A 21,978-nucleotide genomic window follows, 5' to 3' on the forward strand; every position below is an offset into this window, starting at 1 on the left:
CATCGGTGTCTTCCAGCTGGGCACCGAGCCCCCGCACAGCACGCTGATGCCGTACGCCAACCTCGGCCAGGCCCTGGCCGCCGACCGCACCCGCTCCCCGTACCGCCTCAGCCTCGACGGCACCTGGAAGTTCGCGCACTCCGACCGCCCCGACGACCGTGACGTCGACTTCCACCGCACCGACCTCGACGACAGCGGCTGGGACACCGTCCCCGTGCCCTCGGCGTGGCAGGTGCACGGCCACGACCACCCGATCTACGTCAACATCACCTACCCCTGGTGGGGCGCCAACGGCCTCGGCGAGGACGCGCGGCCGCCCGCCGCGCCGACCCGCTTCAACCCCGTCGGCCAGTACAGACGCACCTTCACCGTGCCGCGCTCATGGTCCGGACGGCGCACCTTCCTGCACTTCGAGGGCGTCAAGTCCGCCCACTACGTGTGGATCAACGGCACCCTGGCCGGCTACCACGAGGACTCCTTCACCCCGGCCGAGTACGACATCACCCCGCACCTGAGACCCGGCACCAACCAGATCGCCGTGGAGGTCTACCGCTTCTCCGACGGCGACTGGATGGAGGACCAGGACATGATCCGGCTGAGCGGCATCTTCCGCTCGGTCTACCTGTACTCCACGCCCGCCGTGCACCTGCGCGACTTCAAGCTGGACACCCCGCTCGGCGACGACCACACCTCCGCCCGGCTGTCGGTCACCGCGAGCGTGCGCGACTACGACGGCGGCAACAAGGGCCGCTACTCCGTCGAGACCCAGCTCTACGACACCGGCGGACACCCCGTCTGGTCCCGCCCCCTGCAGCAGACCGTGGACCTCGACGCCGGCGGCGAGAGGACCGTACAGGCCGCCAGGGCCGTACCCGGCCCCAAGCTGTGGTCGGCCGAGCACCCGCACCTCTACACCGCCGTCCTGCGCCTGCGCGACCCCTCCGGCAGGGTGATCGAGACCCTCTCCCATCGCGTCGGCCTGCGCGAGTTCGCGCTCGTCGACGGCCTGATGCGCATCAACGGCAAGCCCGTCTCGCTGCGCGGCACCAACCGCCACGAGATGCACCCCGACCGCGGCACCGCCCTCACCCGCGCCGACATGGTCGAGGACATCCGGATCATCAAACGCCTCAACATGAACTCGGTGCGCACCTCGCACTACCCGAACAACCCCGTCTGGCTCGAACTCGCCGACCAGTACGGCCTCTACCTCGTGGACGAGACCAACCTCGAGACCCACGGCATCCGCGACCAGTACCCCGGCGACCACGCAGACTGGACCGCGGCCTGCGTGCAGCGCGCCAAGAACATGGTCCACCGCGACAAGAACCACGCGTCCGTCGTCATCTGGTCCCTCGGCAACGAGGCCGGCGGCGGCAGCACCTTCGTCGCCATGCACGACTGGATCCGCTCCTACGACCCCACCCGCGTCATCCAGTACGAGGGCGACGACCGCCCCACGATCAGCGACATCCGCTCGGCGATGTACGAGACGCCCGCGCGCGTCGAGGCCCGCGCGAAGGACACCGCCGACACCCGCCCGTACGTGATGATCGAGTACAGCCACGCCATGGGGAACTCCAACGGCAACTTCAAGGAGTACTGGGACGTCGTCCGCCGCCACGACGTCCTCCAGGGCGGCTGGATCTGGGACTTCGTGGACCAGTCGATCCGGCGGCCCGCCCCGCCGCGCAAACGGTTCACCGAGGCCGGCCCCGGCGCGCTGCACGGCGAGATCGTCAACCCGTCAGGCACCTTCGACCGCGACAAGGGCGTCTTCGGCGCCACCGTCTTCGAGCGGGACGAGCGCCTCGACCTCACCGGCTCCCTCACTCTGGAGGCATGGGCCACCCCGCACGTGACGGGCTATCACCAGCCGATCCTCGCCAAGGGCGACACCCACTACGCCCTCAAACAGTCCGACAGGAGCCTGGAGTTCTTCCTCTACGGCAGCGGCCAGTGGATCACCGCGAGCTGGTCGCTGCCCGACGACTGGACCGGCACCGAGCATCACATCGCGGGCGTCTTCGACGCCGACGCGGGCACGCTGACCCTGTACGTCGACGGGGCGGTGAGGGCCACCAGGTCCACCACCCGGCGGCCCGACGTCAACACCGCCCCGCTCGCGCTGGCCACCGACACCGACAACCCCACCCGCGAGTTCAGCGGCACCGTCCGGCGCGCCCGGGTGTACGCCCGCGCCCTCACCGCCGCCGAACTCGCCGCCACGGACCGCGGCCCCGGCGACGACGGCGTGCGCTTCTGGTTCGACGCCGCCACCGTCGGCCTCACCGAGCGGCGGCCGCGCGAGAAGACCTTCCTCGCCTACGGCGGTGACTGGGGCGACAACCCCACCGACGGCAACTTCTGCGCGAACGGCATCGTCACCGCCGACCGCGGCCACACCGGCAAGGCGGCCGAGATCAAGCGGATCTACCAGGCGATCGACGCCACCGGCGGCGCCGCGGGCCGGGTGACCCTCACCAACGAGTACCTCTTCACCGACCTGCGCGAGTTCGACGGCAGTTGGCGGCTGGTCGAGGACGGGAAGGTCATCGGACGCGGACGGCTCACACGGGATCAGCTGGACGTCCCGCCCCTGTCCGCCCGGGAGATCACCGTGCCCTTCCGGCTGCCGCGCGACCCCGCGCCGGGCGCCGAGTACTTCCTGGAACTCTCCTTCACCACGAGGGAGTCCACCCCCTGGGCCGAGGCGGGCTTCGAGGTGGCCGCGCGGCAACTCCCGCTCGACGCGGGCAGTCCGGCGGTGCGGCCCGTACCGCTGAGCAGTGTGCCGGCGCTGCGGTACGAGGAGAACGACTCCCATGTCACCGTCACAGGACGGGACTTCACCGTCACCGTGGACAAGGGCAGCGGGACCATCACCTCGTACGAGAGCCGGGGCGCCCGCCTGATCGACTCCGGTCCCGTCCCCAACTTCTGGCGGGCGCCGACCGACAACGACCACGGCAACGGACAGCACACCCGCAACCAGACGTGGCGCGACGCGGGCGCCCGCCGCAAGGTGACCGACGTCGCCGTGCGCGCCCTGCGCGACAGAGCCGTCGAGATCAAGGTCGGCGGCACGCTGCCGACGACCGTCGAGTCGACGTACACCACCACCTGCACGGTCTTCGGCAACGGCGAGATCAAGGTCGACAACACCCTGCATCCCGGCGCGTCGAACCTCCCCTACATCCCGGAGGTCGGCACCCTCCTCTTCCTGCCCGCCCGGCTGGAACACCTGCGCTACTACGGCCGCGGTCCCGAGGAGAACCACTGGGACCGCAACGACGGCACCGACGTCGGCCTGTACTCCGGGACCGTCTCCGGGCAGTGGACGCCCTACATCCGCCCGCAGGAGAACGGCAACAAGACCGACGTCCGCTGGATCGCCCTGACGGACGGCGGCGGCAAGGGCCTGCTCGTCTCCGGTGAGCCGCTGCTGGAGGTCAACGCCTCCCACTTCACCCCGGAGGACCTGTCCGTGGGAGCGCGGCACGCGTACCAGCTCACCCCGCGCGAGGCGGTCGTCCTGCGGGTCAGCCACCGCCAGATGGGCGTGGGCGGCGACAACAGCTGGGGCGCGCAGACGCACGACGCGTACAAGCTCTTCGCCGACCGCGACTACACGTACACCTACCGCCTGCGGCCCCTGACCCCCGGCACCGACCCCACGGCCGCGACGCGACGGCCGACGGCGACGGACGTCAACGGGTAGCCGGAGGCAGGGCGCCTCCGGCGTGGGTGTCAGCGACCCTGCGGGGAGAGGTGGCCGGTCTCGCCCTGGGCGACCTCGATGCCGTTGTGCAGATCGGTGGCCGCCTCCAGGGCGGCGGCGGCCGACAGCGTGACACAGGCCAGCAGCAGACAGGCCAGGGTGCGCGGGAGGAGCCGGCCGGCGGGCGCGGAGCGGTTGAGCAGGGCGGTGACACGCCGGGGGACCGGGCCCGCGGTGGCCGTCAGGGACAGCCGCGGCCGGGGCGCGGGGCCTGCCGCGCCGGCGGCGAGCGCGGCCCGGCCGACCGCGCGGGCGGTGAGGGCACGGTCGCCCGTCGCCCGCGCGGCGGACTCGTCGGCCCAGCGCTCCAGGGCGTACGACAGCGGCGCCCGCAGGCCGCGCAGGGCGGGATGCAGCGCCACGGCCAGCTCCGCGCCCGCGAGGAAGAGATGGTGGCGGCCCACGAGATGGGCGCGCTCGTGCGCGAAGAGCACCTCGCGCTCCCGGGCGCTGAGGGCGCGCAGCATCCCCGTGGTCACCACGATGCGGCCGGGCCGGCCGGGCAGGGCGTAGGCGTCGGGGCGGGCGTCGGGCCGCACCCACAGGTCGCCCGCGCCCGGCTCGTGCCCGCAACTGCGGTGCGCGGCGCGCAGTTCCCGCAGATGGCGGCGGGCCCGCCAGGGCACCAGCACGCCCAGGCCGGCCAGCGCGAGGGCCGCCAGGACCGCGGCCGGCACGGTGGCGGACGAACCGTCGCCGAGCAGATGCGGGGAGAAGTGGCCGAGCGCCGCCACGAACGGCAGCCGCAGGGCGCCGTCCAGCGCGAGCAGCGCCAGCGCGGCCGTACTGGAGCCGGCGAGGACCAGCGCCAGGGCGGTCAGCGCCCACGCGGCCGTCCGCGGCGACAGCAGCTCGGCGCCGCGCCGGGCCACGGGCACCGCGAGCAGCGGCATCAGGAGCGGGAGCCACACGGCGTAGATCACAGGGTTCCTCCACAGGCCGCCGTCGCGCCGGACGGCTCCGGGCGGCCGGTCACGCGGTGTCGTCCGGGCCCGCGGCGCCGTCCGCCAGCAGACTGCGCAGCAACTGCTCGTCCTCCTGGCTCAGATCGGATACGAAGCGGGCGAGGACGGTGCCGCGGTCCTCGTCCTTGTCGAGTTCGGCGTGCATGCGGCGGGCGGTGAGACCGGGGGAGTCCTGGGCCGGGGCGTAGGCGTAGCCGCGCCCGGAGCGCGCCCTGGTGACCACGCCCTTGGCGTGCAGCCGGGTGAGGATCGTGGTGACGGTGGTGCGGGCCAGGCCCTGGCCGAGCTCCAGCTGGACGGCGCCGGGGGTGAGGGGGCCGTCGGCCGCCCACAGCGCGGCCAGGACGCTCGCCTCCAGCTCGCCGGCCGGCCGCCGTTCCGGGCGCCCGTCGTCCGGGCCGTCGAACGGCTCGTCAATCTGCCCTTGGGGCATGGGAACGCTCCTCGACACTTATTCGTCTACAGTTCAGTAGACGGTCTACATGACTGTAGTCGCCCGGCGCGGGCCTCTGCCCGCACCGTCCACGTTCCAGTATGAGAGGGGCCGCCCGCATGGCAGCTGCCCAGTTCGCCATGACCCAAGCGGTGAACGTCCTGGATGCCGGGTCCCTGCTCTCCGCCTTCGGCGCGCTCGGCGTCGCCGCGGTCCTGTTCGCCGAGACCGGCCTGCTGGTCGGCTTCTTCCTGCCCGGGGACTCGCTGCTGTTCACGGCGGGACTGCTGTGCGCGAACGGCGTCCGCGGCTCCGTGCACCTCTCGCTCGGGCAGGTGCTGGCCGCGGCCGTGGTGGGAGCCCTGCTCGGGGCGCAGACCGGGTACTGGATCGGACGGCGCGGAGGCCGTGCGCTGCTGGTGCGCAGCCGGGCGCGGAAGCTGCACGAGGGAGCGGCCCGGGCCGAGGAGTTGCTCGCCCGGTACGGCCACGCCAAGGCGGTCGTGCTGGCCCGCTTCGTGCCGGTGGTGCGGACCGTGCTGAACCCGCTGGCCGGTGCGCTGGACGTGCCGGTGCGGGTCTTCACGCTCTGGCAGGTGGTCGGCGGCCTGCTGTGGACGGTCGGTCTCGTGCTCGGCGGCTACGCCCTGGGCTCCTCGGTGCCGAACGTCGACCGCTACCTCCTGCCCCTGGTCGCCGTCGTGGTCCTCGCCTCCCTGACCCCGCTCGCTCTCGAGGCACGCCGCGCGCGGGCGCGCCGCGCCTCTTCGGAGGTCTCCTCATGACCCCCCTCGCTTTCGGCGGCGCCTCGGTCGACGGCGGCCTCTACCTGTGGATCACCCACCTGGCTCGCGACACCCCCCACGCCGTGGACACCACGGTCGCCGACTGGTCCGACTACGGCCTCGCCGTGTTCGGTGCGCTGATGCTCGCCGCCTGGTGGCGGGCCCGCGGCGATCAGGCCCGTCTGATCCGGGCCCTGGCAGCCCCCGTGGTCGTCGTCCTCTGCTACGTCGTCGACGTCCTGGTCAAGTCCGCCGTCGCCGAGAACAGACCCTGCCGCACGCTGCACACCGTCACCGTCGAGGCGTGCCCCGCGGTGGGCGACTGGTCGTTTCCCAGCAACCACGCGGTGATCGCCGGGGCCGCGGCGGTGGCGGTGGCCCTGACCGACCGGGTCCTGGGCCGGGTCGCGGCCCTGGCCGCCGTCCTGATGGCCGTCTCCCGCGTCTGGATCGGCGTGCACTACCCGCACGACGTGGTGGTGGGGCTCGCCTTCGGCGCCCTGCTCGCCTGGCCGCTGATGCTGCTGGCGGACCGGGCCGCGCCCCTGGTGGAGCGGGCGGCCGGAACCCGGTTCGGGGAGCTGGTGACGGGCACGCGGGGCGGTGGCTGAGCGCACGCTGGAGTGGACGACGGGCGCGGAGCGGTGGCTGACCGTACGGCGGAGCCGGGGCGGTCGCGGCGGCCGACGACCGCGGGCGCGGACGCGCGGGGGCCGGGTGCGGGTCCCGCGCGGTGGAAAGGAGTTGCCGTGGGCACTGGCACGGAGGAATCCGCGTGAGTGAGACGCGGCGGGCGGTGCGGTCCGGGACGGTGCGGGCCGGACTCCTCTGCGCCGCACTGTTCGCCTGCCTCGCGGTCCTGGTGGGCGTACGGCACGGGACCCCGCTGCCCGGCGACGGCGCCCTCCACACGTGGGCCGTCGGACACCGGCCACCCGTCGCGCAGGCCCTCGCACGCGGCATCACCGCGACCGGGTCGGGGATCTGGCCGTACCTGATCGTCGCCGTGGCCGGGGTGATCGCCGGGCGTGACGCGCGGGAGCGGCTGAGGACGGTGCCCTGCGCCCTGGCCGTGCTGCTCGCCGGGCAACTGGTGCGCGACGTGGTGATGGAGTCCTTCGCGCGGCCGAGGCCCAACCCCGCCGACTGGGTCGCGTACGCCTCCGGCTACTCGTTCCCCTCCGGCCACACCACGACCTCCGCCCTTACCGCGGGCCTGCTCTGCTGGGCCGTCACGCGCCGTTCGCGCCCCGACCTCGCGCGGACGACCTGTGTGCTCGCGGTGTGCTGGGCGGCCGCCGTCGGAGCGACCCGGGTGTACCTCGGCGTGCACTGGGCCAGCGACGTCCTCGGGGGCTGGCTGCTCGCCGTCTCCTGGCTCGCCCTGTGCGGCTGGGGACTGACCCGATGGTGGCAGTGGGCGGCGGGCGACTCCGGTACGGCACCGCAGGACAACGAACCGACGCGCGCGCCCTCGACGTCCTCCCGACCGTCACCGGACTCTCCGTCCGCGCCGGAACCCCCGGAAAGCTGAGCCCGCGCCGGTGGCCCGAGCCGCCGCCCCTCACAGGGCCTTCGCGCGCACCAACCCGCCGAGCACCAGCAGCCCCGGCACCAGGGGCAGCCACACCGTCAGCAACCGGTAACCGAGGACCGCCGACACGCTGACCGCCGCCGGCGCCCCGGCCGCCGTCAGCGACCATGCGAGCGCGGCGTCCAGGGAACCGAGCCCGCCCGGGGTCGGCAGCAGGACGGCGGCGCTGCTCGCGGCGAGATACGCGAGCGCGACCCGCCCCGCCGGAAGCGGCCCGTCCAGAGCCCGTACGACGGCCAGGACGACGCCCGTGTGCAGCGCGGCGAACACCAGCGAGCCGCCCCACAGGGCCGCCGCCCGCCCCGGACGCTCGTGCACACCGCGCACATCGGCCACCGCGCAGGCCAGTGCGCGCCGCAGCCGGGCCCGCAGCAGCACGGCCGCACAAGCGGCCGCCACGGCGACCGCCGCGCCGGCGAGCAGGGGCCAGCGGCCCACCGCCGGCAGCCGCAGCATGCCCGGCCAGGCCATGGCGAGACCCGCGATCAGCGCGCCCCGCACCACGGTGCCCGCCGTGCCCTTGACCGCGAGGGCCGTCGCCGCCCGGCCGGGAGACAGGCCGCAGCGCATCAGGAACCGCACGTTCACCGCACCGGCGCCCAGTCCGGCGGGCAGCACGTGGTTCGCCGCGGACGCCGCGAACTGCGCCGCCACCAGTCGCCGTACGGGCAGTGCCTCCCGCACCGCCCCCTGCAGCGCGAGCGCCGAGCACGCCCAGGTCAGCACGGCGAGCAGGGCCGCCAGCGACAGCCATCCGCGGTCGGCGACGGCGAGCCGGTCCGCCCCCGCGTCCAGCACCGGCCAGTGCCGCACGGCGAGCCCCGCGGCTCCCGCGGCCACCACGATCCCCAGCAGGCCCTGCCACGGCAGCCGCCGGCCGACGGCCGTCGACGGACCGACCGGGGTGCTCATGCCGCGTGCCGCTTCGCCGCGGCGCGTGAGAATGCGAAGGAGGCGGGGGAGGCGGGGGACGTCGTCGTCATCCTCATCCCTCCCGACCCTCCCGGCCCTACAGTGTGTAAGGTCCGAATTCACCCTACAGCGTGTAGGTCGGCAGGGCGTCTGAGGCGGGTAAGGGGCAGGTGCGAGTCGGTGACCGAGGGACCCTACGCACCGTAAGGTGGTGGCCATGGCAGGCACGACCCCTCGCGGCAGGGCCGAGCGACGCAGCCCCGGGGAGCTGGAGAGCGAGATCCTCGCCACCCTGTGGGCGACGGAACGGCCCCTCACCCCGGCCGAGATCCAGTCCGAACTCGGCGACGGGCTCGCCTACAACACCGTGCACACCATCCTGCGCCGCCTGCACGACAAGGACCTCGTCCTGCGCGACGCCGACGGACGGCGCGGCGCCTACCGTCCCGCGAAGAACGCCGCCGAGATGACCGCCGAGGCCATGCACCGGGCCCTGGACCGCGGGCCCGATCCGATAGCCGCCCTGCAGCAGTTCGTCACCGGGCTCAGCCCCGAGGAGGAGAGCGCCCTGCGCGAGCTGCTGGCCGACGGCGGTGCGTGACGTGGCCGGCCGGCGCCGGCGTAGGGCATACGGGCTCGACGGGCGGACAGGAGGGGGCGCATGAGGATCGACGTGTACACCCCGCTGCTGCTGTCGCTCCTGCTCGGCGCCGTCGGCCCGCGGCTCGCCCGGTTCGGGACGCCCGCGGCGGCGGCCCGCGCGCTGACCGGTGCCGCGGTGCTCACCGCCGGCGCCTCGCTGTGGGCCCTCGGGCTGCTGACCGCGACCCTGGCCGGCGAGGCCCCGTCGCTCGTCGCCCACGCCCGCGCCGACGGCCGCGCGCTGCCCGAGCCGGTCCCGGACGCCGTGGCCGTCCTCGCCCTCTGCCTCCTCGCGGTCGCCGTCGGCCGCATCCTGGGCGCGGTCCGCACCCAGCGCGCCACCCGCCGCACCCTGCGCCGGCTGTGCGAGGGCCACCCGCCGGGCACCGAACTCGTCGTCGCCGCCTCGCCGCGGCCCCGCGCCTTCGCCGTGCCCGGCGACCCGGGCCGGATCCTGGTCACCAGCGCCATGCTCGCCGCGCTGCGCCCCGCCGAACGCCGGGTCCTGCTCGCCCACGAGCGCGCCCACCTCACCCACCGGCACGCGTTCTACGTCCACGCGGTGACCCTGGCCGCCGCGGGCAACCCGCTGCTCCTGCCGGTCCGCGACGCCGTCGCCTACCTGGTGGAACGCTGGGCCGACGAACAGGCCGCGGGCGCGGTCGGCGACCGCCGCACCACGGCCCGCGCGCTGGCCCGCGCCGCCCTGGTCGCCCAGGGCGCGGACTGCGTCCTGCACTTCGCCGACCGCGCCGTCACCCGCCGCGTCGCCGCCCTCCAGACCACCGCGCCACGCCGTCTGCGCCCCGTCGCCGCGGCCATCCTGACCCTGGGCGCCCTCGCGGCCCTCGGAGCGGCGGACGCCACGGGTGACCTGCTGAGCCTGCTGACGGGCGGCACGCTCTAGGAGCGCCGCCCGGACAGCCCGTCGGCCCGGGGCGGACGTCGCCTGCTCCCCGGCTGCTCGGCCGTCCGGCACCCCAGCCGACGTCAACCGCCCCGCTCAGCGCCCCCGCGTCACTGGCGGGACGGACATCGGCCGCACCGCTCACGCGTCCGGCGCCCCGGCAGTCGTCAACCGGCCCGCTCAGCGCCCCCGTGTCACTGGCGGGACCGGCATCGGCCGCACCGCTCACCCGTCCGGCGCCCCGGCAGTCGTCAACCGGCCCGCTCAGCGCCCCCGCGCCGCCGCCCCGGCCGACATCGGCCGCACCGCTCACGCGTCCGGCGACCCGGCCGACGTCAACCGTCCCGCTCAGCGCCCCCGCGCCGCCGACCCGGCCGACATCGGCCGCACCGCTCACGCGTCCGGCGACCCGGCCGACGTCAATCGTCCCGCTCAGCGCCCCCGCGCCGCCGACCCGGCCGACATCGGCCGCACCGCTCACGCGTCCGGCGACCCGGCCGACGTCAACCGCCCCGCTCAGCGCCCCCGCGTCACTGGCGGGACCGACATCAGCCGCACCGCTCACCCGTCCGGCGACCCGGCCGACGTCAGCTGTCCCGTCCCCCCGTCGTGCGCGCCGCGCGCCGCGTACCTGCACCCGCACCCGCCGTCACCGCGACCACCGCCGTGCCGCCCGCCAGGACCACCGCCAGTGCCGCGTAGCCGTACGTCAGTGTCGCCGTCGTGGCGACCGCGGCCACCAGCAACGGGCCGCCCGCGTCGCCCAGTTCGCGGCCCAGCTCGGCCGCGCCCATGGTCTGCCCGAGGCGTTCGGGTGGGGTGGCGGAGGCCAGTGCGGCGAAGCCGAGCGGTGTGATCAGGCCGGTGCCGACGCCGATGAGGACGGCGGCGAGCAGGATGCCCGCCAGTCCGGGCAGCATCGCGCAGGCCAGGCCCGCGGCGGCGAGCAGCAGCCCCGCGGTGAGGCCGGTGCGCGCGCCGAGCCGGCCCGCGTCCAGCGCCCGGCCGGCCCGCGGCTGGACGACCGCCGCGCAGGCGGCCAGCACCGACACCGCGGCCCCCGTCGCCACCGTCCCGAGCCCCGCCACCCTGCCGGACACCGGCAGGAACCCCACACCGACCGACAGCGCGGCCGTCGCCCCCGCGAGCGCGGCCGTCGGCACGAGAAACGCCGGGTCCGCGAGCCGGCGCGCGAGATCCAGCACGGTCTGCCGCGCCCGTGGAAGCGGCGGTACGACGGGGACGGCGACGAGTGCCCACACGGCGACGGCCGCGCCGAGCACCGCGAGCACCGTGAACAGCAGCCGCAGCCCTCCCGCCCACACCAGCACCCCGCCCAGCAGTGGACCCAGCGTGTAGCCGATCGACTTGTAGAAGCCGTAACTGCCGAACGCCCGCCCCTGCTTCGCAGCCGGATTGAGCCGCGACACCAGCGCGGAGGCGGCCGGCGAGAACGCGGACGCCGCCGCCCCCTGCCCCAGCCGCGCCGCCCACAGCCATCCGGGGCTGTCCGCGAGGACGTACACCGCGGACGCGACGGCGAAGCCCACGAGTCCGCCCAGCAGGACCGGCCGCGCCCCGACCCGGTCGGCTACCGTGCCGAACACCGGCTTGAGCAGAACCTCGGCACCGTCGTACAGGGCGAGCAGACCGCCCAGGACCAGCAGCGAGGTGACGGCGTCCCGGCCGGCGCCGCCGAGGTTCGCGGCGATGCCGTGCGCTCCGAAGGCGGTGGTGAACCCGGCGGCGTACAAGGGCCACATCCGCCGGCGCGCGGGGTCACTCCCCGGCGTCACTGATCCCCAGCCGCAGGTGCTCGACGTGGTACACGGCCTGGTCGAGGAGCTCGGCGACATGGTGGTCGTGCAGCGCGTACACGACCGACCGCCCGCGGCGCTCACCGACGACCAGGCCCAGGTTCCGCAGCAGCCGCAACTGGTGCGAGCACGCGGACTGTTCCATCCCCACCTCGGCGGCCAGCTCGGTGGCCGGCAGCGGCCCCTCGCGCAGCCGGGCGAGGATCAGCAGCCGGGAGGGGGTCGACAGGGCCTGGAGCGTGGTCGCCACCTTCGCGACGTTGCCCGCGTCCAGACGGACGCGCTCGGTGACGTCCTGCGCGGCGGCGGCTCCATGACCCATGCGGGCATCCTACCCAGCGGGCCCCGGCAGCCGAACGGGCGAGCGCATACCGGTGGCCCTTCCCGTGATCCGCGCCGTCCCAGGGCAGTCGACGTCGATGTCGGATTCTCGCCAGCGAGGCCCGTCTCCGTAGCCGATGCTGGAGGCATGCAGAACGGGATGCACACCGACCGAGAGCGCTGTGTGCGGGCCGTCCGGTCCAAGGACGCCCGCTTCGACGGCTGGTTCTTCACGGCGGTCCTGACGACCCGCATCTACTGCCGGCCCAGCTGCCCGGTCGTCCCGCCCAAGCCCCGGAACATGACCTTCTACCCGAGTGCCGCCGCCTGCCAGCAGGCCGGCTTCCGTGCCTGCAAGCGCTGCCGCCCGGACACCAGCCCCGGCTCCCCGGAGTGGAACCAGCGTGCCGACCTCGTGGCCCGCGCCATGCGTCTGATCGCCGACGGCGTCGTCGACCGCGACGGCGTCCCCGGCCTCGCCGCCCGCCTCGGCTACAGCACCCGGCAGGTCGAACGCCAGCTGCTCGCCGAACTCGGCGCGGGCCCCCTCGCCCTGGCCCGCGCCCAACGCGCCCAGACGGCACGCCTGTTGATCGAGACGACCCCGCTGCCCATGGCGGAGATCGCCTTCGCGGCCGGGTTCTCCTCGATCCGCACCTTCAACGACACCGTCCGCGAGGTCTTCGCCCTCTCCCCGAGCGAGCTGCGCGCCCGCCTGCCGAAGAGCAGGAACCCGGTCACCACGCCCGGCACGCTGACCCTCCGGCTCCCCTTCCGCGCCCCGCTCAACCCCGACAACCTCTTCGGGCACCTGGCCGCGACGGCCGTACCCGGCGTCGAGGAGTGGCGCGACGGCGCCTACCGCCGCACGCTCCGCCTGCCCTACGGCCACGGCATCGCGTCGCTCACCCCGCGGCCGGACCACATCGCCTGCCGCCTCACCCTCAGCGACCTGCGCGACCTGCCCGTCGCGATCAGCCGCTGCCGCCGCATGCTCGACCTGGACGCCGACCCGGTCGCGATCGACGAACAGCTGCGCACGGACCCCCTCCTCGCCCCGCTCGTCGACAAGGCCCCCGGCCGGCGCGTCCCGCGGACCGTCGACGAGGCGGAGTTCGCCGTGCGGGCGGTCCTGGGTCAGCAGGTCTCCACGGCCGCGGCCCGCACCCACGCGGCCCGCCTGGTCACCTCCCACGGCGAGGCGGTGGACGATCCCGAGGGCGGTCTCACCCACCTCTTCCCGGCCCCCGAGGCCCTGGCCGCCGTCGACCCCGAGACCCTGGCGATGCCCCGCAGCCGCCGCACCACCTTCACCACCCTCGTCACCGAACTGGCCTCGGGCACCATCCACTTGGGTCCGGAGAGCGACTGGCCGGAGACCCGCGCCCGCCTCCTCGCCCTCCCCGGCTTCGGCCCCTGGACGACGGACGTCATCGCGATGCGCGCCCTCGGCGACCCCGACGCCTTCCTCCCCACCGACCTCGGAATCCGGCGCGCCGCCCAGGAGTTGGGCCTGCCCTCCACCCCGGCGGCCCTCACCGCCCGCGCGGCGGCCTGGCGGCCCTGGCGGGCGTACGCGGTCCAGTACCTGTGGGCGACCGACAGCCACCCCATCAACTTCCTCCCGGTGTAGCGAACAGGCAGGGACATCCAGTGAGACGACACACCGTCACCGACAGCCCGTACGGCCCCCTCACCCTCGTCGCCGAGGCCGGCACCCTCTGCGGCCTCTACATGACCGACCAGCGCCACCGCCCGCCGCAGGAGACCTTCGGAGACCGCGACGACAGTGTCCTCGGCGAGGCGAAGGACCAGCTGAACGGCTATTTCAGCGGGGAGTTGAAGGAGTTCACCCTCGAACTCCACCTCCACGGAACCCCGTTCCAGCGCACGGTCTGGGACCAGCTCCGCCGCATCCCCTACGGCGAGACCCGCTCCTACGGCGAACTCGCCGACGCCCTCGGCAGCCCTGGTGCCTCCCGCGCGGTCGGCCTCGCCAACGGCAAGAACCCCATCGGCATCATCGTCCCCTGCCACCGCGTCGTCGGCGCCGACGGCAGCCTCACCGGCTACGGCGGCGGTCTCCCCCGCAAGCGACGGTTGCTGGACTTCGAGCGGGGCTCGGCGCTCTTCTAGCCGGCCGCACGGACTACGGACGCGGAGTCGCCGGTACGTCCTCGGCGCCCAGCGTGCGCAGCAGTCTCGGCAGCGCGGTCCCGATCGGCTCCCGCACGACCTCGTCCGCGATCTCGTCGTACGGCGTCGGCTCGGCGTTGACGATGATCAGCCGGGCGCCGTGGTCGGCCGCGACACCGGCGAGCCCGGCGGCGGGCTGCACCTGGAGGCTGCTTCCGACGGCGATGAACACCTGGCACGCCTTGGTGACGGCGACGGCCTGGCTCAGCACCTCAGGGTCGAGCCGTTCGCCGAACATCACGGTCGCCGACTTCAGGATGCCGCCGCAGTCGAGGCACGGCGGGTCCGCCTCTCCGGCCTCGACCCGGGCGAGGGCGTCCTCCATGGACCCACGGGCGTGGCAGGCCGTGCACACCACCTGCCGTGCGGTGCCGTGCAGCTCCAGCACCTTGCGCGCGGGCATCCCGGCGAGCTGGTGCAGCCCGTCCACGTTCTGCGTGACGACCCGCACCGGCACCCCGGACCGCTCCAGCGCGGCCACGGCCCGGTGCGCCGCGTTGGGCTCGGCGCCCAGCGCCTGGCTCTCGAGCCGCATCCGCCACGACCGCCGCCGGATCTCCGGATCGCCCATGTAGTACGCGTACGTCACGAGCTTCTCGGCCTCCGGGTCCCGCCGCCACAGGCCGTTCGGCCCGCGGTAGTCGGGAATGCCGGAGTCGGTGGAGATGCCGGCGCCGCTCAGGACGGCGACGAGGGGCTTGGACATGGCACCGAGGGTAGATCGCGCGATCCCGGCCCGGCCAACGGATATCGGCCGCTGTCGGACCCCACCCCTACGCTCGGCACATGAGCGTCTCCCTCTACTACCGCGCACGCCGCGCCCTGCCGCCGTCCGAGACCGAGTCGGCCGAGGTGGAGCGCATCGTCGCCGCGCACCTGGCCGCGTTCCCCTACGACGACCAGGAGTGCCTCACCCTGTACGACAGGAACGCCGACGAGCCGGACGAGCTGCTCGCCGGGTCCACCAAGATGCCGCTGGACCCCGGCCGTATGCTCCCGGTCCTGGCCTCGGTGCTCGACTCCCTGACGGAGCTGCGCCGGGCCCTGCCGGACGCCGACTGGCACGTGCACCTGGACGATCTGGACATCCCCTGGGACGAGGAGCAGGGATACGACCTGCCCGGCCTGCGGGACCCCGACCTCGTCGCCGAACTCGGCGGCCCCTGAGCCGCGCACCGGCGCACGGGCGGGGTCAGCCCACCCGCCGCCCGTTCTCCAGCTCCGCCGTTCCCGAGCCCTCGGTCAGGACGTCCAGGGCGGCCAGGACGCGGCCGCCGAGGGTGCCCAGGAGGTAGTCGCCGAGGTCCGCGCGCTCCACGAGCCGCCAGGACAGCAGTTCCTCCTCCTGCAGGCGGATCGCCTTCAGCTCGTCCTCGCCGAGGACGCCGCCGTCGTAGAGGTACGCCACCAGCGGCGGCCAGCCCGGCCGGTACACCCAGTCCACCGCGAGCAGGCGCCCGAGCTCGCGGTCGAGGCCGATCTCCTCCAGCGTCTCGCGCCGCGCGCCCTGGCGCGGGGTCTCGCCGTCGTCGGACTCGATCGTGCCGCCGGGCAGCGCCCAGCCGTCGCGGTAGTTGGGCTCGACGAGCAGGACCCGGCCCGCCGTGTCACGGAACAGGGCGGCGGCACCGGAGAGGATGCGGGGCAGACCCGCGACGTACGCGGCGAAGTCTTCAGAGCTGCTCATCCAGGAAGGGTAACCAGCCACCGCCTCACTCCTCCTCGCCCACCAGCCGCACCGTCCGCCGTGCCAGGTCGCTGATGCGGGCGCCGTCGAAACCGAAGACCGCGCTGCGCACGGTGTCCTCCAGCGGCTCCGTCCACTGCGGCGGGATCGCGGCCGCCCCGGTCAGGACACCGGCCACCGAGCCCGCCGTCGCGCCGTTGGAGTCGGTGTCCAGGCCGCCGCGGACGGTGAGCGTGATGGTGCGGGTGAAGTCCCCGTCGCCGTACAGCAGGCCCGCGGTCAGCACCGCGGCGTTGGGGACGGTGTGGATCCAGCCCAGGCCGGCCGTCTCCTCGGCGACCGTGGTCAGCGTGTCCTCCCAGGTCATCCGCGTGTCGTGGAGCGAGACGACCCGGCGTACGGTGCGGGCCAGGCGGCTGCTCGCCGGGATCACGGCCAGCGCGGCGTCCACCGCGTGCCGGATCGTCGGCGCCGTGAACGCCGCCGAGATCAGCGCCGCCGCCCACATAGCGCCGTACACGCCGTTGCCGGTGTGCGACAGCACCGCGTCCCGGCGGGCGAGGGAGGCGGCCCGGCGCGGCGTGCCGGGACAGGTCCAGCCGTAGATGTCGGCGCGGATCAGGGCGCCGATCCACTCCTGGTAGGGGTTGTCGTAGGTCGCGGTCAGCGGCGGCTTGAGACCGTTCGTGAGATTGCGGTACGCCGCCCGCTCCGCGGTGAACGTCTGCAGGTACGGCAGTCTCAGCAGCCACAGGTCGCCCACCTGCTCGGTGCTGAAGCCGAAGCCGTGGGTCTCCAGCAGGTCCAGGCCGAGGATGGCGTAGTCGACGTCGTCGTCGCGGCAGCTGCCGTGGATGCGGCCGCGGACGCACTGGCGCCACTCGGGGCGCAGTTCGAAGCCGTCGCTCTCGACGGCCGGCTCGGGGAGGTAGTCGGTCAGGGGCAGGGCGGCTGCCTGCCGCAGATAGCGGTCGATCCGGTCCCGCGTCCACAGGTCGCCCTGCTCGACCGGCTTGCCGAGCATGTTGCCCGCGATCCGGCCCAGCCAGCCCCCGAGGACGCGGTCGGCGAGCTCTTGCTCGGTGCCCACAGGGGTCATGCTTCCGGTTTACCCAATTCCGGGCGCGCGTGTGCGGTTTCGGACGTCCGCACAGGCGCCCCCCACGGCGCTCGTAGGGTGCTCCCACGCCGTTCTCAGGCTCTGGGCGGTGCATGACGGCGGGGGTGTGCTCCGGTTAAGGTCGCAGCGGCGCGACTGGCCTTGACGTGCGCGAGGCCCGGAGAGCGAGGGGAAAACTGGTGACACAGCGCGTGCTCATCGCCGCGGACAAGTTCAAGGGGTCGCTGACGGCCGTGCAGGTCGCCGAGCGGGTGACGGCCGGCCTGCGCCGGGTCGTGCCGGCCGTGGAGGTGGCGTCGCTGCCGGTCGCCGACGGCGGCGACGGAACCGTGGACGCGGCGGTCGCCGCCGGTTTCGAGCGGCGGGAGGTGCGCGTCGCCGGGCCCCTCGGCCACGAGGTGACCGCGGCCTTCGCGCTGCGCGGCGAGACGGCGGTCGTGGAGATGGCGGAGGCGAGCGGGCTGCAGCGGCTGCCCCAGGGCGTCTTCGCGCCGCTGACGGCCTCCACGTACGGCTCAGGCGAGCTGCTGCGGGCCGCCCTCGACGCGGGCGCCCGCACCATCGTGTTCGGCGTCGGCGGCAGCGCGACCACCGACGGCGGCGCCGGGATGCTGTCGGCGCTGGGCGCCCGCTTCCTCGACGCGGACGGCGAGCCCGTCCCGCCGGGCGGCGGTGGCCTGGGCGACCTGGCCACGGCGGACCTGTCGGGCCTGGACCCGCGGTTCGCCGACGTGGAACTGATCCTGGCCAGCGACGTCGACAACCCCCTGACCGGCCCGAAGGGCGCCCCGGCCGTGTACGGCCCGCAGAAGGGTGCCTCCCCGGACGACGTGGCGGCCCTGGACTCGGCCCTCGCGCACTACGCGAAGGTGCTGGAGGAGACGGTGGGCCCGACGGCGGCCGAGCACGCGGCCTCCCCGGGAGCGGGCGCGGCGGGCGGCATCGGTTACGGCGCCCTTCTGCTCGGCGCCCGCTTCCGTGCCGGCATCGAGGTCATGCTCGACGTGCTGGGCTTCGCCCCGGCGCTGGAGCGGGCGGACCTGGTGATCACCGGCGAGGGCTCCCTGGACGAGCAGACCCTGCACGGCAAGGCCCCGGCGGGCGTCGCCGCGGCGGCCCGCGCGGCGGACAAGGAGGTCGTCGCGGTCTGCGGACGGCTCGCCCTGCCGCCGCAGGCCCTCGGCCGGGCGGGCATCCGCCGGGCGTACGCCCTGACGGAGATCGAACCGGACGTGGCGAAGTGCATCATGGACGCCGGCCCGATCCTGGAGCGGGTGGCGGAGCAGATCGGGCGGGACTTCTTGACCTGAGGGACCTGAGGGACCTGAGGGACCTGAGGGCGTGACGTCCCGGCCCGGGGAAGCCCCGGGTACGGCGAAGGGCCCCGAGCCGTCCGGCTAGGGGCCCTTCGCCGTCGTACGACAGCGTCCGCTACGGAAGCTGGGCCGCGCGGGCCTCGCGGCGGTTGCCGCGGAAGTTGTTCACCCGGCGGGCCGTGGCGAACAGCGGGATGACCGCGCCCGTGACCAGCTGCAGCGCGCAGCCCGTCTGCAGGAGCAGCTGGCCGCCGGGGGCGTCGAAGGCCCAGGCGGCGAGCAGACCCATGGACACGACGATCCAGGACAGCATGGCGACCGCGAGGCGGCCGCGCGGCTTGGGGTACTCGACCCGGCTCACCATCAGCCAGGCGGTGCCCAGGATCGCCAGCAGGGTCGCCACGAAGGGCAGCTCCAGCAGGACGATCGAGACGACCGTCAGCGCGCCGAACGGCGAGGGCATGCCCTGGAACATCCCGTTCGGGACGGTCACGCACGAGAAGCGCGCCAGTCGTAGGACGACGGCCAGGAGCACCACGATCGCCCCTACCGCGGCCACTCTCTGGTGCGCGTCGTCGGCGACCATGCCGTAGACGAGGACGAAGTACGCCGGCGCCAGTCCGAAGCTGATCAGGTCGGAGAGGTTGTCCAGCTCCGCGCCCATGGGGGAGGAGCGCAGCTTGCGCGCGACCAGACCGTCGAACAGGTCGAACACCGCGGCGCACAGCATCAGGATGACCGCCGTGGCCGCGCTGTGGCGGGCCATGCCGGTCTCCTGGTCGCCGGTGAGGTGCGGGATCAGGATGCCGGTGGTGGTGAAGTACACCGCCATGAAGCCGCACGTGGCGTTGCCGAGGGTGAGGGTGTCCGCTATCGAGAGGCGGAGAGAAAGAGGCATCTCCTCCTCGTCGTCGACCTCGTCCGCCCCGGGCACCCAGCCCGTCTGGGTATCAGGATCAATCACGGTCAATGCGAGTCACCCCAGCCACGGTCTTCTGACCGACCTCCACGGCGACCTCCACGCCCTCCGGCAGGTAGATGTCGACACGCGAGCCGAAACGGATCAGACCGATCCGGTCGCCCTGCTCGACCTTCGTGCCCTGCGGGATGTAGGGGACGATGCGGCGGGCCACCGCGCCGGCGATCTGGATCATCTCGATGTCGCCGAGCTCGGTGTCGAAGTGCCAGACGACGCGCTCGTTGTTCTCGCTCTCCTTGTTGAACGCCGGAACGAACCCGCCGGGGATGTGCTCGACCGACGTCACCGTGCCGGAGAGCGGCGCGCGGTTGACGTGGACGTTCAGCGGGCTCATGAAGATCGCGACGCGGGTACGGCCGTCCTTCCACGGCATGATGCTCTGCACCACACCGTCGGCGGGGGAGATGACCCGGCCCGTGGCGATCTCACGCTCCGGGTCGCGGAAGAACCACAGCATGCCGGCCGCGAGCGCGGTGGCGGGTACGGCCACGGCCTTGGCGACGCCGGAGCGGCGGGCGCGGGCCAGGCTGAGGGCTGCGGTGGCGACGGTCGGGAGAAGCCACGGCGATGCTCCGCGCGCAAGACGTACGCCTGCCAGGCTGTCGCGTGGTGCAGAGGTTTGGCTGTGGGGCATGGATGACCTTCGTAGCGGATGATGCCGCGCTGTAACGGGGGACGGCGGCTTTCCGGGGATCGTACCGGGCGACGGCCACAACTGGGCAAGCCAGGAAGCCGAGTCGGCGGCCGAAGAGTGTTGACGGGGTGTGATCTTCTTCTCCAAGAAAACACCCCGTATCCGGACATCTAGCCCTGGAATCGATACTCTTCGAGCAACCTGCGACCGATGATCATTTTCTGGATCTCGGCGGTACCTTCACCGATGAGGAGCATCGGTGCCTCACGGTAGAGACGCTCGATCTCGTACTCCTTCGAGAAGCCGTAGCCACCGTGAATCCGGAACGCGTCCTCCACGACCTCCTTGCAGTACTCGGAGGCGAGGTACTTCGCCATGCCGGCCTCAAGGTCGTTACGTTCCCCGGAGTCCTTTTTGCGTGCGGCGTTCACCATCATCGCATGCGCGGCCTCGACCTTGGTAGCCATCTCGGCGAGCTTGAACTGGATCGCCTGATGCTGGGCGATCGGCTTGCCGAAAGTGTGGCGCTGCTGGGCGTACTGGACGCCGAGTTCGAAGGCACGCTGAGCGACGCCGCAACCACGCGCCGCCACATTCACGCGCCCAACCTCGACGCCGTCCATCATTTGGTAAAAACCTCGGCCGGTGACGCCGCCGAGCACCCGATCGGCCGGAATCCGCAGGCCATCCATGATCAGCTCGGTGGTGTCGACACCCTTGTAGCCCATCTTGTCGATCTTCCCGGGGATGGTGAGGCCGGGGCGGACCTCTCCGAAGCCGGGCTCCTTCTCGACGAGGAAGGTCGTCATCGACTTGTGGGGCGCGGTGCCCTCGGGGTGTCCTTCATCACTTCGGACGAGTACGGCGACCAGACTTGACGTTCCGCCGTTCGTCAGCCACATCTTCTGGCCGTTGAGGACGTATTCGTCGCCGTCCTTGACCGCCTTGGAGGTGATGGCGGACACGTCCGAACCGAGGCCCGGCTCCGACATGGAGAAGGCGCCGCGGATGTCGCCGGCCGCCATGCGCGGCAGGAAGTGGTCCTTCTGCTCCTGCGTGCCGTGCTGCTTGAGCATGTACGCCACGATGAAGTGGGTGTTGATGATGCCGGAGACCGACATCCAGCCGCGGGCGATCTCCTCCACGCACAGGGCGTAGGTGAGGAGCGACTCGCCCAGGCCCCCGTACTCCTCGGGGATCATCAGGCCGAACAGGCCGAGTTCCTTGAGGCCGTCGACGATCGCCTGCGGGTACTCGTCGCGGTGCTCCAGCTCGGTGGCGACCGGGATGATCTCCTTGTCCACGAAGTCGCGGACCGTGGAGAGGATCTCCTGCTGGATGTCGGTCAGACCGGCGGTCTGGGCGAGGCGCGCCATGGGGCTCAGCCCTCCTGAAGTTCCGGGCGGCCGGGCTGCTCGCCGCCGCGCTCCTTGATGTACGTCTCGGTCGGCACCATCACCTTGCGGCGGAAGACGCAGACCAGCGTGCCGTCCTGCTTGTAGCCCTTGGTCTCGACGTAGACGATCCCGCGGTCGTTCTTCGACTTCGAGGGCCACTTGTCGAGCACGGTCGTCTGGCCGTAGATCGTGTCGCCGTGGAAGGTCGGCGCCACGTGCCGGAGCGACTCGATCTCCAGGTTGGCGATCGCCTTGCCGGACACGTCCGGCACGGACATGCCGAGCAGCAGGGAGTAGATGTAGTTGCCCACGACGACGTTCTTGCCGAAGTCCGTCGTCTTCTCCGCATAGTTGGTGTCCATGTGGAGCGGGTGGTGGTTCATGGTGAGGAGACAGAACAGGTGGTCGTCGTACTCCGTGACCGTCTTGCCCGGCCAGTGCTTGTACGTCGCCCCGACCTCGAACTCCTCGTAGGTGCGTCCGAACTGCATC

Annotated in this window: 22 protein-coding genes; 10 read left to right on the plus strand and 12 right to left on the minus strand. The window is 73.3% G+C overall.

Going from position 1 to position 21,978, the window contains the following annotated elements:
- Window positions 1-46 precede the first annotated feature (46 nt).
- Window positions 47-3,721 carry a glycoside hydrolase family 2 TIM barrel-domain containing protein gene (locus LN251_RS25315; protein WP_458246400.1) on the plus strand — a complete coding sequence of 1,225 codons (3,675 nt, stop codon included), beginning with the start codon at window positions 47-49 and terminating at the stop codon, window positions 3,719-3,721.
- A 29-nt stretch (window positions 3,722-3,750) separates the two neighbouring features.
- Here the strand turns inward: LN251_RS25315 and LN251_RS25320 are convergent, their stop codons facing one another.
- Together LN251_RS25320 and LN251_RS25325 are read right to left on the minus strand one after the other, a co-directional pair.
- Window positions 3,751-4,704 carry a M56 family metallopeptidase gene (locus LN251_RS25320; protein WP_458246401.1) on the minus strand — a complete coding sequence of 318 codons (954 nt, stop codon included), beginning with the start codon at window positions 4,702-4,704 and terminating at the stop codon, window positions 3,751-3,753.
- Window positions 4,705-4,753: 49 nt separating this feature from the next.
- Window positions 4,754-5,179, minus strand: coding sequence for a BlaI/MecI/CopY family transcriptional regulator (locus tag LN251_RS25325; RefSeq protein ID WP_458246402.1), 426 nt, complete (start codon window positions 5,177-5,179; stop codon window positions 4,754-4,756).
- 119 nt (window positions 5,180-5,298) lie between these two features.
- Here LN251_RS25325 and LN251_RS25330 point away from each other — a divergent pair, with 119 nt between their 5' ends.
- The 3 genes from LN251_RS25330 (at window position 5,299) to LN251_RS25340 (ending at window position 7,498) form a co-directional block, all read left to right on the plus strand.
- A complete protein-coding gene (locus LN251_RS25330) occupies window positions 5,299-5,964 on the plus strand; it encodes a DedA family protein (protein WP_404162093.1) in 666 nt (221 codons plus the stop codon).
- The gene (locus LN251_RS25335; protein ID WP_458246403.1) at window positions 5,961-6,575 is read left to right on the plus strand and encodes a phosphatase PAP2 family protein; all 615 of its coding nucleotides are present in this window, start codon (window positions 5,961-5,963) and stop codon (window positions 6,573-6,575) included. The genes LN251_RS25330 and LN251_RS25335 overlap by 4 nt, the downstream gene beginning before the upstream one ends.
- A 164-nt stretch (window positions 6,576-6,739) precedes the next feature.
- Window positions 6,740-7,498 carry a phosphatase PAP2 family protein gene (locus LN251_RS25340; RefSeq protein WP_458246404.1) on the plus strand — a complete coding sequence of 253 codons (759 nt, stop codon included), beginning with the start codon at window positions 6,740-6,742 and terminating at the stop codon, window positions 7,496-7,498.
- Between the two features lie 30 nt (window positions 7,499-7,528).
- On the opposite strand, the gene LN251_RS25345 is transcribed toward LN251_RS25340, so the two are convergent.
- The gene (locus LN251_RS25345; protein WP_458246405.1) at window positions 7,529-8,470 is read right to left on the minus strand and encodes a lysylphosphatidylglycerol synthase domain-containing protein; all 942 of its coding nucleotides are present in this window, start codon (window positions 8,468-8,470) and stop codon (window positions 7,529-7,531) included.
- 217 nt (window positions 8,471-8,687) lie between these two features.
- On the opposite strand from LN251_RS25345, the gene LN251_RS25350 reads away from it, so the two are divergent.
- Both LN251_RS25350 and LN251_RS25355 read left to right on the plus strand, forming a co-directional pair.
- Window positions 8,688-9,071, plus strand: a complete 384-nt coding sequence (locus LN251_RS25350; RefSeq protein WP_458246406.1) for a BlaI/MecI/CopY family transcriptional regulator — start codon at window positions 8,688-8,690, stop codon at window positions 9,069-9,071.
- A 60-nt stretch (window positions 9,072-9,131) separates the two neighbouring features.
- A complete protein-coding gene (locus tag LN251_RS25355; protein WP_458246407.1) occupies window positions 9,132-10,019 on the plus strand; it encodes a M48 family metalloprotease in 888 nt (295 codons plus the stop codon).
- A gap of 587 nt (window positions 10,020-10,606) precedes the next feature.
- Here the strand turns inward: LN251_RS25355 and LN251_RS25360 are convergent.
- Window positions 10,607-11,782: an MFS transporter gene (locus LN251_RS25360; RefSeq protein WP_458246793.1), complete on the minus strand. Its 1,176-nt coding sequence runs from the start codon at window positions 11,780-11,782 to the stop codon at window positions 10,607-10,609.
- Window positions 11,783-11,798: 16 nt separating this feature from the next.
- Window positions 11,799-12,158, minus strand: coding sequence for an ArsR/SmtB family transcription factor (locus LN251_RS25365; RefSeq protein WP_058922177.1), 360 nt, complete (start codon window positions 12,156-12,158; stop codon window positions 11,799-11,801).
- Window positions 12,159-12,317: 159 nt separating this feature from the next.
- Between LN251_RS25365 and LN251_RS25370 the strand changes: the two genes are divergently transcribed.
- Both LN251_RS25370 and LN251_RS25375 read left to right on the plus strand, forming a co-directional pair.
- Window positions 12,318-13,790 (plus strand): AlkA N-terminal domain-containing protein, encoded by a 1,473-nt coding sequence (locus tag LN251_RS25370; RefSeq protein WP_458246794.1) that lies wholly within the window; start codon window positions 12,318-12,320, stop codon window positions 13,788-13,790.
- A 20-nt stretch (window positions 13,791-13,810) separates the two neighbouring features.
- Window positions 13,811-14,293 (plus strand): methylated-DNA--[protein]-cysteine S-methyltransferase, encoded by a 483-nt coding sequence (locus LN251_RS25375; RefSeq protein WP_458246408.1) that lies wholly within the window; start codon window positions 13,811-13,813, stop codon window positions 14,291-14,293.
- 13 nt (window positions 14,294-14,306) lie between these two features.
- Here LN251_RS25375 and LN251_RS25380 read toward each other — a convergent pair whose 3' ends face one another.
- Window positions 14,307-15,059 (minus strand): SIR2 family NAD-dependent protein deacylase, encoded by a 753-nt coding sequence (locus tag LN251_RS25380; protein WP_458246409.1) that lies wholly within the window; start codon window positions 15,057-15,059, stop codon window positions 14,307-14,309.
- A gap of 80 nt (window positions 15,060-15,139) precedes the next feature.
- Here LN251_RS25380 and LN251_RS25385 point away from each other — a divergent pair, with 80 nt between their 5' ends.
- On the plus strand, window positions 15,140-15,520 hold the full coding sequence (locus LN251_RS25385; RefSeq protein WP_458246410.1) for a hypothetical protein: 381 nt from the start codon (window positions 15,140-15,142) through the stop codon (window positions 15,518-15,520).
- A gap of 25 nt (window positions 15,521-15,545) precedes the next feature.
- On the opposite strand, the gene LN251_RS25390 is transcribed toward LN251_RS25385, so the two are convergent.
- Together LN251_RS25390 and LN251_RS25395 are read right to left on the minus strand one after the other, a co-directional pair.
- Entirely contained in the window at window positions 15,546-16,040 is a 495-nt protein-coding gene (locus tag LN251_RS25390) for an NUDIX domain-containing protein (RefSeq protein ID WP_458246411.1), read from the minus strand.
- Between the two features lie 25 nt (window positions 16,041-16,065).
- Window positions 16,066-17,139, minus strand: a complete 1,074-nt coding sequence (locus LN251_RS25395) for an ADP-ribosylglycohydrolase family protein (RefSeq protein WP_458246412.1) — start codon at window positions 17,137-17,139, stop codon at window positions 16,066-16,068.
- 200 nt (window positions 17,140-17,339) lie between these two features.
- Between LN251_RS25395 and LN251_RS25400 the strand changes: the two genes are divergently transcribed.
- Complete coding sequence (locus LN251_RS25400) at window positions 17,340-18,470, plus strand: glycerate kinase (RefSeq protein WP_458246413.1); 1,131 nt, start codon at window positions 17,340-17,342, stop codon at window positions 18,468-18,470.
- A 121-nt stretch (window positions 18,471-18,591) separates the two neighbouring features.
- Here LN251_RS25400 and pssA read toward each other — a convergent pair whose 3' ends face one another.
- From pssA to LN251_RS25420, 4 genes are all read right to left on the minus strand, one after another.
- The gene (pssA, locus tag LN251_RS25405) at window positions 18,592-19,410 is read right to left on the minus strand and encodes a CDP-diacylglycerol--serine O-phosphatidyltransferase (protein ID WP_058922171.1); all 819 of its coding nucleotides are present in this window, start codon (window positions 19,408-19,410) and stop codon (window positions 18,592-18,594) included.
- A 22-nt stretch (window positions 19,411-19,432) separates the two neighbouring features.
- Window positions 19,433-20,089: a phosphatidylserine decarboxylase gene (locus LN251_RS25410; RefSeq protein ID WP_458246795.1), complete on the minus strand. Its 657-nt coding sequence runs from the start codon at window positions 20,087-20,089 to the stop codon at window positions 19,433-19,435.
- Between the two features lie 170 nt (window positions 20,090-20,259).
- Window positions 20,260-21,465 carry an acyl-CoA dehydrogenase family protein gene (locus LN251_RS25415; RefSeq protein WP_058922169.1) on the minus strand — a complete coding sequence of 402 codons (1,206 nt, stop codon included), beginning with the start codon at window positions 21,463-21,465 and terminating at the stop codon, window positions 20,260-20,262.
- Window positions 21,466-21,470: 5 nt separating this feature from the next.
- Window positions 21,471-21,977 carry a MaoC family dehydratase gene (locus LN251_RS25420; RefSeq protein ID WP_458246414.1) on the minus strand — a complete coding sequence of 169 codons (507 nt, stop codon included), beginning with the start codon at window positions 21,975-21,977 and terminating at the stop codon, window positions 21,471-21,473.
- Between the last annotated feature and the right edge of the window lies 1 nt (window position 21,978).

This window comes from Streptomyces sp. MAI_2237 (assembly GCF_054189285.1).

Excerpts from the sequence above, each read along its gene's own strand:
- LN251_RS25315 (WP_458246400.1), top strand. The coding sequence starts at position 47 with ATGCCGTACGCCAACCTCGGCCAGGCCCTGGCCGCCGACCGCACCCGC.
- LN251_RS25325 (WP_458246402.1), bottom strand. The coding sequence starts at position 5,179 with ATGCCCCAAGGGCAGATTGACGAGCCGTTCGACGGCCCGGACGACGGG.
- LN251_RS25330 (WP_404162093.1), top strand. The coding sequence starts at position 5,299 with ATGGCAGCTGCCCAGTTCGCCATGACCCAAGCGGTGAACGTCCTGGAT.
- LN251_RS25335 (WP_458246403.1), top strand. The coding sequence starts at position 5,961 with ATGACCCCCCTCGCTTTCGGCGGCGCCTCGGTCGACGGCGGCCTCTAC.
- LN251_RS25345 (WP_458246405.1), bottom strand. The coding sequence starts at position 8,470 with ATGAGCACCCCGGTCGGTCCGTCGACGGCCGTCGGCCGGCGGCTGCCG.
- LN251_RS25350 (WP_458246406.1), top strand. The coding sequence starts at position 8,688 with ATGGCAGGCACGACCCCTCGCGGCAGGGCCGAGCGACGCAGCCCCGGG.
- LN251_RS25355 (WP_458246407.1), top strand. The coding sequence starts at position 9,132 with ATGAGGATCGACGTGTACACCCCGCTGCTGCTGTCGCTCCTGCTCGGC.
- LN251_RS25360 (WP_458246793.1), bottom strand. The coding sequence starts at position 11,782 with ATGTGGCCCTTGTACGCCGCCGGGTTCACCACCGCCTTCGGAGCGCAC.
- LN251_RS25365 (WP_058922177.1), bottom strand. The coding sequence starts at position 12,158 with ATGGGTCATGGAGCCGCCGCCGCGCAGGACGTCACCGAGCGCGTCCGT.
- LN251_RS25370 (WP_458246794.1), top strand. The coding sequence starts at position 12,318 with ATGCACACCGACCGAGAGCGCTGTGTGCGGGCCGTCCGGTCCAAGGAC.
- LN251_RS25380 (WP_458246409.1), bottom strand. The coding sequence starts at position 15,059 with ATGTCCAAGCCCCTCGTCGCCGTCCTGAGCGGCGCCGGCATCTCCACC.
- LN251_RS25385 (WP_458246410.1), top strand. The coding sequence starts at position 15,140 with ATGAGCGTCTCCCTCTACTACCGCGCACGCCGCGCCCTGCCGCCGTCC.
- LN251_RS25390 (WP_458246411.1), bottom strand. The coding sequence starts at position 16,040 with ATGAGCAGCTCTGAAGACTTCGCCGCGTACGTCGCGGGTCTGCCCCGC.
- LN251_RS25395 (WP_458246412.1), bottom strand. The coding sequence starts at position 17,139 with ATGACCCCTGTGGGCACCGAGCAAGAGCTCGCCGACCGCGTCCTCGGG.
- LN251_RS25410 (WP_458246795.1), bottom strand. The coding sequence starts at position 20,089 with ATGCCCCACAGCCAAACCTCTGCACCACGCGACAGCCTGGCAGGCGTA.
- LN251_RS25415 (WP_058922169.1), bottom strand. The coding sequence starts at position 21,465 with ATGGCGCGCCTCGCCCAGACCGCCGGTCTGACCGACATCCAGCAGGAG.
- LN251_RS25420 (WP_458246414.1), bottom strand. The coding sequence starts at position 21,977 with ATGCAGTTCGGACGCACCTACGAGGAGTTCGAGGTCGGGGCGACGTAC.